Genomic DNA, 12,297 nt, shown 5'->3' on the forward strand with positions numbered 1-12,297 from the left:
GCTACGCTCGTCGGGACGTGATCTTCTCCCCCCATGGCTGAAATGCAGGAAATGAACACCACCCTGGCCGCGCCGACCATGCACCCCTGTGGTGCCCGCGAGATTGGTAACCACAAGGGTACGTGATATGCGAAACGTCTGGACAGTATTCAAGCGGGACCTCCTGCGCATCCTGAGAGTTCCCATCGCGGCGGTGATCGTGGGGGGTGCGCTCGTCACCCCCGCCCTGTACGCGTGGTTCAATATCGTCGCGTTCTGGGACCCGTTCGACAACACGCGGAATCTGGATATCGCGGTAGTGAGTCTCGACGAAGGGGCCTCGAACTCGTTGGCGGGTGACGTCAATGTGGGTGAGCAATTGATCGATCAGCTCAAGGACAACCACGATCTTGGTTGGCATTTCTTCTCGACGAAGGACGAGGCGTTGGACGCGGTCCGTAGCGGTCAGAGTTACGCCGCGTTCGTTGTCCCGGCCTCCTTCAGCAAGGATCTGCTGAGCCTCACGACGGGCGACTTCACGCGCCCGGAGCTCCTCTACTACGTGAACGAGAAGCTCAATGGTGTGGCACCGGAGATCACCGATACCGGTGCCACCACGGTGCAGACCCAGATGGTCGACGCGTTCACGCAGCAGGTGGCCGACGCCGTGGCGACCGCCGTCCGCGAGGGCGGGGGGGAGGTCGAGCAGGAACTGCTCGACCTGCAGGACTCGGTCATCGCGGACCTGGAGGATGCGGCCGATGTGATCGGCGAGGCGCGCGAGCAACTCGTGCAGTTGCAGGCAGACCTGGCGGCGGCGGTGGGTGATGTCGAGGGCGATGTGACGGCGCTGGAGAGTGTGGAGCGCGCGCTGGGCGATCTCACCGGGACTCTCAACAGCGCGAGTTCCCTCGCCGCACAGGCGCAGTCCGAGCTCATCCGCCTTGCGGGGGTGACGACCACGGGCTCCCTGCTCGGCGCGACAGGTGTGGGGGAGGCCACCTCCGGCGTCCTCGCCGGGGTCGGCGAGGTGAGTGCGGCGGTCGCCTCGCTCGCGGCGTCCGTTCAGGCTCAGGAGACGCTCGTGGGAGAGGCCGAGACCCTCCTGCGTGGCTTGGAGGATCAGCTCGAGGAGACCGGCGGTGCGCTGTCGGCCCTGGAGGGTGATCTGGGCGCGGTGCAGGACGACATGGGGGTGGCCATCGCCGATGTGAGGGCACTCAGTGGCGCCGCCCTGTGGCAGGACCTCGATGCGCTCACCTCGCTCGACCCGGAGCAGATCGCCAGTTTCATGGCGACGCCGGTCGAGGTGGACCAACACACGCTGTTCGAGACGAAGACCTACGGGTCGCAGATGGCCGCATTGTTCATCAATCTCTCGCTGTGGATCGGAGCCTTTGTGCTCGTCGTCATCCTGCGGACCGATGTGGACAAGGACGGTGTTCCTGGGCTGACGCAGCGCCAGGCCTATCTCGGGCGGTGGTTGCTCTTCGCGGCGCTCACCGTGGCCCAGGCCACGACCCTGACCATCGGGAATCTCATCATCGGCGTGCAGCACACGAGCGCGATCGCCCTGTTCGGGACCTCGATCTTCATCGGGCTGAGTTATCTGAGCGTCATCTTCGCATTGTCGGTGACATTCGGTTACATCGGGAAGGGATTGGCGGTGATCCTGGTGATCATGCAGATCCCGGGCGCCTCGGGGATCTACCCGATCCAGCTCATGCCGGAGTTCTTCCAGGCGCTGTACCCGTGGTTCCCGTTCACTTATGGAATCGATGCGATGCGTGAGGTGATCAGTGGTTTCGCCGGCCTCGCGTACTGGCGCTACACCGGCATGCTGCTGGTGTTCGTGGCGGTCGCGTTCCTCCTGGGACTGGTCCTGCGCAGGCATGTCGCCAATCTCACCCGACTTTTCACCCAGCAGGTAGCCCGCACGGAACTGTTCACCTCCGACAGCGGCGAACCGGACGGGCCGGGCTTCCGGATCGGCCACGTGCTGGGGGCTCTGGCCAACCGCGCGGGGTACAACGAGGCCCTTGCGCGGCGGGTGAGGCGCTTCGGGCGCGTCTACGGCACGGCACAGCGCGCCCTGGTGGCCAGCGGCGTCGTGGGTGCCCTCGCGCTGCCGTTCCTGGGGCTTGCGTTCCCCGATGCCAAGGTCACGCTCGTGGGCCTGTGGATCCTGTGGCTGATCCTCGTGTTCGCTGCCTTGGTGACGCTCGAGTACCTACGGTTCAGCCTGCAACTGTCGACCAAGGTGGGCCAGATGTCCGAGACTGAACTCAAGAGTGAACTGACCGAACTCGAGGCTCAGCGATGAGGGGCGTGTGGCAGCTGTTCCGCAGCGACCTGCGGCGAGCGAGCAGCAACGTGATGGCGATGATCGTCCTCGCCGGCCTGGTGGTGATTCCCTCTGCCTTCACGTGGTTCAACGTGATCGGCAGCTGGGAGCCCTTCGACAACACGAAGAACCTCAAGGTGGCGGTGGCCAGCGTCGACGAGGGGTACACCAGCCCGCTCTTCCCGCTGCACGTCAACGTCGGCAGCATGGTGGAGTCCGCCCTGCGGGCCAACCATGACCTCGACTGGATCATCACCAGCGAGGAGGAGGCGATCGAGGGCACCACGTCGGGGGAGTACTACGCCGCCATGGTCCTACCGAAGGACTTCAGCGAGCGGATGCTGACGTTCTACGCCCCGGGCGCCGAACCGACCCACATCGACTACTACATGAACGACAAGTCCAACCCGCTGGCCCCGCTGATCACCTCCGAGGGCGCCGACGACCTCTCGGCGCAGATCAACGCCCAGTTCATGGACGAACTCAGTAACGTCGCGCTCAGCCTCATCTCGGGGCTCTCGACGTCGCTGGCCGAGGGCAATGCCGGGGCTGCGCTGAGCGAGGTCGAATCCAACATCAGCGCGGTGGCCGTCCAACTGCGCACCGCCTCGCAGACCGCCTCGATGTTCACCGCGGTCATCGAGGCGAGCATCCCGCTGGTCGACGGTGCCTCGGGTCTGCTGGCCTCCGCGGGGTCGGAGTTCTCCGACGCGACCGGCAAGGTCCAGGAGGGCTTGTCCGCCGCAGCAACCGCCGAGGGTTCCATCACCGACGCCGGTCAGGCGCTGGGCGCTGCCCTGGCTGCCAGCCGGACGCGGGTCGCTGCCTTCAATGAGGACATCAACGCGATCCTCGACGCCCTGGAGAACGACGTCGACGGCAGTGTCGATCGTCTTCGGGACGTCTCGGACGACCTGGGCCAGTTGATCGCGGAGCAGGAGACGCTGCGCGACACACTGGCCAACCAGGTCAGCCCCACGCTCCCCACGGATCCCGACCCGGCGCCGGATCCCGACCCCACGCCCGAGCCCGACCCCACGCCCGAGGACGGGGATCCGACGTCCGAGGACGGGGATCCGACGCCGCAGGACCCCGATCCGACACCCGATGTGACTCAACCGACCCCCGACACCTCGCAGCGGACGCTGGACGCGGTCATTGCCGGACTCGACCGGGCCATCGCCGCAGAGACCGAACTCAAGGACCTCCTGGACGCGGCCGCCGCCGGCTTGGCAACGGGCAACGAGGACGTCCAGCAGTTCCGAGACGACCTCCAGGACCAGCTCGCGGACGCGGTGGCCTCCTTCGAGAGCGCAGGTGCGGTCTACGAGAACGACCTGCGGCCCACGCTGGACCAGCTCGCCGCCACCCTGGGTGCCGCGCAGTCCGCACTGGGGGCGATCTCCGATCAGGTGACGTCGGCCACGAGCGCCTCCGACGGGATCGTTCCTGTGCTCGAGACCGCGGCAGCCGACAACCAGGCGGCCGCCGCCGTTCTCAGCGATGCCGCCGACCAGATGGACGAGGTGGCTCAGGCCGTGTCTCGGGCCAACGACACCGGCGACCTCAGCGAGGTCGGTCAGATCATCGGGTCGGACCCCTCTGTCCTGGCCGCGGCGATCTCCCAGCCGATCGGTCTGGACCGCATCCCGGTCTACCCCGTGGTCAGTTTCGGTGCGGGTATGGCGCCGCTGTACACGACCCTGTCGCTGTGGGTCGGGGCGCTCCTGATGGGAGTCACCCTCCGGGTTGCCTCCCCCTCACGAGCGAGCGAGGAGGGGGAGGAGTTGAGCCTGAACCAGCGCTTCTTCGGCCGCTACCTCATCTTCGCGATGTTCGGCCTGGCGCAGAGCACCCTGGTGGGCCTGGGGAACATCGTGCTGGTTGGTCTCCACCCGGTGCACCCGCTGTTGCTCATGTTGACGCTGTGGACGAGCTCGCTCGTCTTCACCTTCATCATCTACACCCTCATCGTCTCCTTCGGCGACGCGGGCAAGGCCCTCGCGGTCTTCCTCCTGGTGATCCAGGTGGCCGGTGCGGGCGGGGCCTATCCGCTCGTCCTGCTGCCGGAGTGGTTCCAGCACGTCAGCCCGTTCCTGCCGGCCACGCACGCGATCGACGCCTTCCGGGCCGCGCTGGCGGGGATCTACCACGCCGACTACTGGGTGTCGCTGGGATGGCTGGTGGCCTTCGTGGTGCCGATGCTGCTGTTGGGGTTGGTGCTGCGCAAGCCTCTCATCGGTTTCAACGAGTGGGTCGAGCGGTCGTTGGCCTCGACCAAGCTCATGTAGCGCGCAGCGTGGCCCATCGGGTCCGGCGGGCCAGTGCGCCCGCCGGGCCCGTGTGCGTCTCGGGCACGTGCACTCGCCGGGTCACGTGAAGATCGCGGAACGATCCTCCGGGTATCACTCGCCGTTCATCGGGCATTCACCTGGCCCCCTGACGATGGCTTATGCCTGATGACACACGGCGAGTTCTCGCCACGACGATGGGATCACACGCGTGACCAAGACACTCTTCCGCATGGGTTCGGTTGCTGGTGCGACCGCGCTCGCGCTCACCCTCGCCGCCTGCGGCGGCCAGTCCAGCTCCAGCGACGAGTCGGGCACGACCGACGGCGCGACCGAGGAGGCGGCCGGTGAGGGCAGCGGCCTGAGCGGTGACGTCGTCATCGACGGTTCCTCCACGGTCGAGCCGCTGAGCTCGGCCGCCGCCACGCTGTTCCGCGACGTCGAGCCCGGCGTCAACGTCACGGTCGCCACCTCCGGCACCGGCGGCGGCTTCCAGCGCTTCTGCGACGGCGAGACCGACATCTCCGACGCCTCCCGGCCGATCGCCGAGGACGAGGTCACCACCTGCGCCGACAACGGCGTGGAGTACACCGAGATCGTCATCGCCAACGACGGTCTCTCCGTGGTGGTCAACCCCGAGAACGACTGGGTGGAGTGCATCACCACCGAGCAGCTCGCCACCATCTGGGGTCCGGAGTCCGAGGGCACCGTGATGAGCTGGAGCGACGTCGACTCCTCCTACCCGGACGAGGCACTCGAACTGTACGGCGCGGGCACCGACTCCGGCACGTTCGACTACTTCACCGAGGCGATCAACGGTGAGGAGGGCGCCATCCGCATCGACTACTCGCCCTCCGAGGACGACAACCTCACCGTCCAGGGCGTCTCCGGCTCCGCCGGCGCCATGGGCTTCTTCGGCCTGAGCTACGCCGAGGAGAACGCCGACTCCGTGAAGCTGCTCGCCGTGGACAACGGCGAGGGCTGCGTGGTGCCGAGCAAGGAGACCGTCCAGGACGGCTCCTACGAGCCGCTCGGGCGTCCGCTGTTCATCTACGTGAACAACACCAAGTACGCCGAGAACGAGGCCCTGCAGACGTTCGTGGACTTCTACCTGGAGAACGAGCAGCAGATCGCCGAGGAGGCGCTGTTCATCGACCTCACCGACGAGCAGGCCGAGACCGCGCGTACCGAGCTCGACTCGCTGATCGGCTGAGGACCTCCTCGATGTCCACAGTGACTACCCCGCGTGGCCCGGTTCCCCCGGGCCACGCGGGGCCCCACGCTGCGGCGGCCGCCATCACGCACCACCGGCGCCGCCCCGTCGAGGCCGTCGTGAAGCTGCTGCTGCGCATCTCCGCGTGGCTCTCGGTGGCCATCACGATCGGTATCGTCTTCTCGCTCCTGGTGCCGGCGCTGTCCTTCTTCAGCGAGGTCCCGGTCTGGGAGTTCCTCACGGGGACCCGCTGGGCGCCGCAGTTCGCGGACGCCTCCTTCGGGGTGCTCCCGCTGGTGACGGCCACGGCCTGGACCACCTTCATCGCGCTGCTGGTCGCGGTGCCGTTCGGCTTGGGTGCGGCGATCTTCCTCGCGGAGTACGCCACGCCGGGCGTGCGCAAGGTGCTCAAGCCGGTGCTCGAGCTCCTCGCCGGGATCCCCACGGTGGTCTTCGGCTTCTTCGCCCTCACCTGGGTCACCCCGGTGATCCTCAAGGGCTGGTTCGGGCTGGACATCGGCACCTTCTCCATCCTGTCCGCGGGACTGGTGATGGGCGTGATGATCATCCCGACGATCGCCTCCCTGTCCGAGGACGCCATGTCCGCGGTGCCCATGGCCCTGCGGCAGGGGTCCGCGGCGCTGGGTGCCAACCGCATGCAGACCACCATCCGCGTCGTCTTCCCCGCCGCGCTCTCGGGGATCGTGGCCGCGATCGTGCTGGGCATCTCCCGGGCGATCGGGGAGACCATGATCGTGGCGATCGCCGCGGGCGCCCAGGCGCAGATGGTGACCGACCCGACGATGGCCGGCTCCACCATGACCGGCTTCATCGCGCGGATGGCGTTGGGTGACTCCCGCGTGGGTTCGCTGGAGTACAACACGCTCTTCGCGGTCGGCCTCCTGCTGTTCATCATCACGCTGGCCGTCAACGCCGTCAGCATCCGGCTCGTTCGCAAGTTCCGTCAGGAGTACTGAGATGGCCATCGACACCACCGTCTCCCGTCCGGCGCCGGAGCGCCTGAAGACGGGCTCCTCGCGCGAGCGATCGACCGCCTCGATCGTCTTCCTGTTCCTGCTGTGGCTCAGCCTGTTCGTCGCGTTCGCCACCCTCGTGGTGCTCATCGCGACCACGGTCGTGGAGGGCTGGAGCCGGCTCGACTCGCGTCTCTTCACCGAGTACCCGTCCTCGCGGCCGGAGGAGGCCGGGGCCCGCCCCGCAATCCTCGGGTCGCTGTGGGTCATCGGGACCACCGCCGTGATGGCGATCCCGCTCGGGGTGGCTGCGGCGGTTCACCTGGAGGAGTTCGCGGACCGCCAGCACTGGTTCAACCGCTTCGTGGAACTGAACATCCAGAACCTGTCCGCGATCCCGTCGATCATCTACGGCATGCTGGCGATCGGCACCCTGTCCCTGCTGGGCGTGGGCGACAAGAACATCGTGGTGGGTGGTGCTCTCGCGCTGGCGCTGCTGATCCTGCCGGTCATCATCATGGCCACCCGTGAGGCGCTGCGCGCCGTCCCGCGCGAGCTGCGTCAGGGTTCGCTGGCCCTCGGCGCCACCGAGTTGCAGACCACCTGGCGGATCACACTGCCCGCCGCCGTCCCCGGCATCTCCACCGGCACCATCCTGGCGCTCTCGCGAGCCCTGGGCGAGGCCGCGCCACTGTTGCTGCTGGGTGGCCTGGTGTTCATCTCCTTCGACCCCAACGGGCTCCTGAGCGGGTTCACCACCATGCCGATCCAGATCTTCGCGTGGACGGGCGCACCGCAGGTGGAGTTCCACCAGCTCGCGGCCGCCGCCTCGATCCTCCTGGTGGGGATCCTGATCGCCATGAACGCAGTCGCCATCATCATCCGCAACAAGTTCCAGAAGCGCTGGTAGAGAGTTGAGTCCCGATATGAGCACACCGTCCCAGGGCGGCGGCGCCATGACGTCCGCCGAGCAGAGCGCCCCGGCGCACGCCGAGCCGAGCCACGCACCTACTCCCGAGTTCAACGCCAGCCACCGCCACGTGGCCGACACGGCCGCCACCACCGTGCTGGACTGTGACAACGTCTCGGTCTATTACGGCGACTTCCAGGCCGTGCGTGACGTCTCGATGAGCATCGGCCACAACGAGATCACCGCCCTCATCGGCCCGTCCGGTTGTGGCAAGTCGACCATCCTGCGATCGCTCAACCGGATGAACGACCTCGTGGCCGGCGCCCGCGTCGACGGCGCCATCAACTACTGGGGTCAGAACATCTACGGCGACGGCGTGGACCCGATCGAGGTCCGCCGCCGGATCGGGATGGTCTTCCAGAAGCCGAACCCGTTCCCGAAGTCGATCTACGACAACATCGCCTACGGCCCGCGGGTCACGGGGATGAAGGTCTCCAGCATGGACGACCTGGTGGAGGAGGCGCTCACCCGCGCCGCGCTGTGGGACGAGGTGAAGGACAAGCTGAAGCAGAGTGCCTACGGGCTCTCCGGAGGCCAGCAGCAGCGTCTGTGCATCGCCCGCACGATCGCCGTCCAGCCGGACGTGATCCTGATGGACGAGCCGTGCGCCTCGCTCGACCCGATCGCCACGCTGCGCATCGAGGAACTGATGGTGGAGCTGCGCGACAGCTACACGATCGTCATCGTGACGCACAACATGCAGCAGGCGGCCCGTGTGGCAGACCGCACGGCGTTCTTCACGGCCGCAGTGGACGAGGGCACCGGGGACCGCACCGGCCTGTTGGTCGAGTTCGACACGACCGACACGATCTTCCAGAGCCCGCACGATCAGCGAACCGAGGACTACATCGCCGGCCGGTTCGGCTGAGCATCGGGTGACAACGGTGTCACAGGCTCTCATCGGGTCGCTCCTGGATGTCGACGGCGGCGCGCGCGTGGTCGTGGTGGGTCACGACCATCCGCGCGCCGTTCGCGTACACCGGGAGCTCTCCGGTTCCGGGGTGGCCACGCGGGTGTTCCACGAGGATGCCGCTGCGGCGGTGGCATGGGCGGGCGATCACGGGGCGGGCGTCCTCGCGCTCGGGGATCGCATCGCGCAGGACCTCCTGGCCCCGCTGGTGCGGGTGGCGCATGACGAGTACGGCATGCGCGTGTTGCTGTGGTTCGCGCCGGACCGGGCCGAGGCGCTTACCGAGGCCGTCCTTGCCGGGGCACACCCGGTCCTGGACGAGGAGGGTCTCGTCCGTGAGGTGCTCGCCTGGGTCGCGGATCGGGGAGAGGGCATCGCCCCGGTGACCCGAGTGGGAGACCTCACGCTGGACGTGCGCGCCTACGACGCCCGCGTGGAGGGGGTGTGGGTGGGACTGGGCCCCGTGGAGTTCGAGGTGCTGCACGCTCTCGCGAGCGACCCCGACCACGTGGTGTCCCGGGCCACCCTCGCGGCGCGACACTGGCCGGGGTCACCCTCGGCCCCGAGCGCGCTGAGCGCCGTGGTGGCCCGGATCCGACACAAGCTACGGCGAATCGGGATGCACGGGGCGGTGGTCACGGTGCGCGGCGTCGGCTACCGGGTGGACAGCGCCCGCATGGGAGCGGGCGCGACTCCCGGGCACCGGCTGCGGCCATCCCCGTTGCCGGTGTGACGCTGGACCGGGCCCGCCGGTACACGACAAAGCCCCACCCCGCCGAGGCGGGGTGGGGCTTTGTGATGACCTGGTGGCTCCGACGGGCGTCGATCCCGTGACCTCACGATTTTCAGTCGTGCGCTCTACCAACTGAGCTACAGAGCCTTGAACGTTCGGCCGGCCACCGAAGTGACCGGCCGAACGTTTCCGCGACCCCGACGGGACTTGAACCCGCGACCTCCGCCGTGACAGGGCGGCGCGCTAACCAACTGCGCCACGGGGCCTCGATGATGTTGCCTGCGAGACCGTACCATGCGTTTTCACACTGCACGAATCCGTACCCCCAACGGGATTCGAACCCGTGCTGCCGCCGTGAAAGGGCGGTGTCCTAGGCCGCTAGACGATGGGGGCCTCTGACTTCTCAGTGCCCGCGACGCCGTGGCGCCCCAGAACCTCATGAAGCATACGCGAGGATGGGTGGTATCCCCAAATCGGCGGGATTCCGCGGCTCGCGGGCGCAAGCGTGCTGCCGGGTCCGCACGATGTCGTTCTGCCTGGCTAGGTTGAGAGCATGGACGAGAAGGCCGAACTGAACCGCCACCTGCGGCAGTCGCGCTCGCAGGTGCGCGCCAAGTTGGATGGGCTCAGCGAGGTGCAGGTGCGTTGGCCGCTGACCCGGACCGGGACCAACCTGCTCGGTCTGCTCAAGCACACCGCCTCGGTGGAGCTCGGGTACGTCACCGTCGTGTTCGGTCGGCCCGAACCGGAGTTGCCGTGGTTCGCCGACGAGGCCGAGGTGAACGCCGACATGTGGGCGACGGCGCAGGAGAGCAGGGAGGAGATCCTCGCCCTCGCGGACCTCGCCGAGCGGGAGGCGGAGGCGACCTTCGCCGCCCACCCGCTGGAGGCCGTGGGGCGCGTGCCGTGGTGGGGCACGCACGGGCGCGAGGTCACGTTGCGGGAGATCATGCTGCACCTGGTGGTCGAGTACGCCCGCCACGCGGGCCATGCGGACATCCTGCGCGAACTGCTCGACGGCGGTGCCGGGAACGGCGACGGCAACCTTCCCGAGCAACCCGAGGGGGCGTGGGCCTCCTACCGGGACCGCCTCGAGGGCGCCGCGCTGGCGGCCTCCGGGGCGAGCGGGCCACCGTCGCTGTGGGCGCCGGGGCGCGGCTGATGGCCGTGGAGATGAGCGTCGAGGCGTTCGAGGAGTGCGTGGCCGACGGGCTCGACCTCGTACCGGAGGAGCTCACCGCGCTGATGGACAACGTGGTGGTGCTCGTGGAGGACGTCCCGCCGCCCGGCGAGCCGGCCGACCTCCTCGGGCTCTACGACGGGACGCCGCTGACGGAGCGGGACGGCTGGTGGGGTGCGGGATCGCTGCCGGACCGCATCACGATCTTCCGGCTGCCGACGCTGGCGATCTGCGAGGACGCCCAGCACGTGGCCGAGGAGGTGGCCGTGACCGTGGTGCACGAGATCGCTCACCACTTCGGTATCAGCGACGAGCGGCTGCACGAACTCGGCTGGGACTGATCGGGGCGACCCTCACCCGCGGGGGCGGGCATCCCAGGCCGAGGTGACCATCTCCTGCAGGGTGTGGCGCATCTGCCAGTCGATGTCGCGGGCGGCCAGCGTGCCGTCGGCCACGATCCGGTCCGGGTCGCCGGCCCGTCGCGGAGCGATCTCGGGAGTGAAGTCGATCCCCGTCGCCGCGGCGAAGGCGTCCATGATCTCGCGCACCGAGGAACCGTCCCCGGAGCCCAGGTTGTACACCGGCTCCAGGGTGCGGCCCTGCGCCAGGGCGGTGGCTGCGGCGACGTGTGAGGTCGCCAGGTCCGATACGTGCACATAGTCGCGCACGCAGGTGCCGTCCGGGGTGGCGTAGTCGGCGCCGTAGATGCGCGGCGTGCGGCCGTCCTCGAGCGCCTTGATGACCAGCGGGAAGAGGTTGTGCGGGGAGGTGTCGGCGAGTTGCGGCGTGCCGGATCCGACCACGTTGAAGTAGCGCAGGCTCGTGTGGGTGATGCCGAGGGCACGGCCGGCGTTGGCGAACAGCCACTCCCCGATCAACTTGCTCTCGCCGTAGGGGGACTCCGGGCGGGTCGGGGTCTGCTCGGTGACCAGGTCGGTCTCCGGTGTGCCGTAGCAGGCGGCCGAGGAGGAGAACACCACCTGGTCCACCCCGGCCGAACTCATGGCCTTCAGCAGGCTGATCGTGCCGGTGACGTTCTGGGTGTAGGTGTGCAGCGGACGCTGCACCGAGACGCCGGCGTACTTGAACCCGGCCAGGTGGACCACGCCGGCGACCCGGTGCTCGGTCATCGCCTCGGTCAGGACGTCGGTCTCCAGCAGGCTGGCCTCGAGGAACGGGACGTGCGCGGGGACGTAGTCGCGGTGCCCCGAGGAGAGGTCGTCCACCACGACGACGTCGATCCCCGCCTCGCCGAACGCCCGCACCACGTGCGAGCCGATGTAGCCGGCGCCTCCCGTGACAAGCCAGGACATGGTTCTCCTCCCTGGAGCGCGCCAATGCGGCCCCGCGATGACTGCGGCGATGATCCGCCGCTCCCGAGGCTACTGGTGATCTGGGACACCTGCGCGCACCGAACGTCCCGCACTGTGTCACACTGAGGGGGACGGTGCCCGATGGCGCCGTGCCGCGAGACGCTCTCAGCGCTCCGGGTCCCGGTCGTTCGGCCGGGCCAGGATGCAGCGATCGCCTTCCGCGGCCCCGGCCGCACGGCGCAGGAGAATGCGCCGCACCTACCGAATGGACTTCCTTGTCGTCTTCGACGTCCGCGCCCTCTGGCGCGCCCAGCACTTCTCGTCCCGATTCAGCAGGCGGTTCCGCAGCCGCGAGTCGGCCGCGCCGCCGCCGCGGCGGCCGCGGCCGTG

Annotated in this window: 10 protein-coding genes and 3 tRNA genes; 9 read left to right on the forward strand and 4 right to left on the reverse strand. The window is 68.4% G+C overall.

The window, feature by feature from the left end:
• The first annotated feature begins 127 nt into the window (after positions 1 to 127).
• The 7 genes from ATL40_RS01870 to ATL40_RS01900 all read left to right on the forward strand — a co-directional run bounded on the left by ATL40_RS01870 (position 128) and on the right by ATL40_RS01900 (position 9,414).
• Positions 128 to 2,302: a YhgE/Pip domain-containing protein gene (locus tag ATL40_RS01870; protein WP_098468065.1), complete on the forward strand. Its 2,175-nt coding sequence runs from the start codon at positions 128 to 130 to the stop codon at positions 2,300 to 2,302.
• On the forward strand, positions 2,299 to 4,614 hold the full coding sequence (locus ATL40_RS01875) for a YhgE/Pip domain-containing protein (protein WP_098468066.1): 2,316 nt from the start codon (positions 2,299 to 2,301) through the stop codon (positions 4,612 to 4,614). Before ATL40_RS01870 ends, ATL40_RS01875 begins: the two co-directional genes overlap by 4 nt.
• Positions 4,615 to 4,825: 211 nt before the next feature.
• On the forward strand, positions 4,826 to 5,827 hold the full coding sequence (locus tag ATL40_RS01880; RefSeq protein ID WP_245866595.1) for a PstS family phosphate ABC transporter substrate-binding protein: 1,002 nt from the start codon (positions 4,826 to 4,828) through the stop codon (positions 5,825 to 5,827).
• Positions 5,828 to 5,838: 11 nt separating this feature from the next.
• Entirely contained in the window at positions 5,839 to 6,804 is a 966-nt protein-coding gene (pstC, locus tag ATL40_RS01885) for a phosphate ABC transporter permease subunit PstC (protein WP_098468067.1), read from the forward strand.
• A 1-nt stretch (position 6,805) separates the two neighbouring features.
• On the forward strand, positions 6,806 to 7,711 hold the full coding sequence (gene pstA, locus ATL40_RS01890; RefSeq protein WP_098468068.1) for a phosphate ABC transporter permease PstA: 906 nt from the start codon (positions 6,806 to 6,808) through the stop codon (positions 7,709 to 7,711).
• A 16-nt stretch (positions 7,712 to 7,727) separates the two neighbouring features.
• Positions 7,728 to 8,639 carry a phosphate ABC transporter ATP-binding protein PstB gene (gene pstB / locus ATL40_RS01895; protein WP_342747591.1) on the forward strand — a complete coding sequence of 304 codons (912 nt, stop codon included), beginning with the start codon at positions 7,728 to 7,730 and terminating at the stop codon, positions 8,637 to 8,639.
• A 16-nt stretch (positions 8,640 to 8,655) separates the two neighbouring features.
• Positions 8,656 to 9,414, forward strand: a complete 759-nt coding sequence (locus ATL40_RS01900; RefSeq protein WP_098468069.1) for a helix-turn-helix domain-containing protein — start codon at positions 8,656 to 8,658, stop codon at positions 9,412 to 9,414.
• A gap of 71 nt (positions 9,415 to 9,485) precedes the next feature.
• On the opposite strand, the gene ATL40_RS01905 is transcribed toward ATL40_RS01900, so the two are convergent.
• The 3 genes from ATL40_RS01905 to ATL40_RS01915 form a co-directional block, all read right to left on the reverse strand.
• Positions 9,486 to 9,561, reverse strand: a tRNA-Phe gene (locus ATL40_RS01905).
• Between the two features lie 45 nt (positions 9,562 to 9,606).
• Positions 9,607 to 9,680: transfer RNA gene (locus ATL40_RS01910), tRNA-Asp, on the reverse strand.
• Positions 9,681 to 9,734: 54 nt separating this feature from the next.
• Positions 9,735 to 9,807, reverse strand: a tRNA-Glu gene (locus ATL40_RS01915).
• A gap of 160 nt (positions 9,808 to 9,967) precedes the next feature.
• Here ATL40_RS01915 and ATL40_RS01920 point away from each other — a divergent pair.
• Positions 9,968 to 10,576, forward strand: a complete 609-nt coding sequence (locus ATL40_RS01920) for a DinB family protein (protein ID WP_098468070.1) — start codon at positions 9,968 to 9,970, stop codon at positions 10,574 to 10,576.
• Complete coding sequence (locus ATL40_RS01925; RefSeq protein ID WP_098470209.1) at positions 10,576 to 10,935, forward strand: metallopeptidase family protein; 360 nt, start codon at positions 10,576 to 10,578, stop codon at positions 10,933 to 10,935. The genes ATL40_RS01920 and ATL40_RS01925 overlap by 1 nt, the downstream gene beginning before the upstream one ends.
• A gap of 12 nt (positions 10,936 to 10,947) precedes the next feature.
• Here ATL40_RS01925 and galE read toward each other — a convergent pair whose 3' ends face one another.
• On the reverse strand, positions 10,948 to 11,907 hold the full coding sequence (galE, locus tag ATL40_RS01930) for a UDP-glucose 4-epimerase GalE (RefSeq protein ID WP_098468071.1): 960 nt from the start codon (positions 11,905 to 11,907) through the stop codon (positions 10,948 to 10,950).
• Positions 11,908 to 12,297 lie beyond the last annotated feature (390 nt).

This window comes from Serinibacter salmoneus, assembly GCF_002563925.1.
GTDB lineage: Bacteria > Actinomycetota > Actinomycetes > Actinomycetales > Beutenbergiaceae > Serinibacter > Serinibacter salmoneus.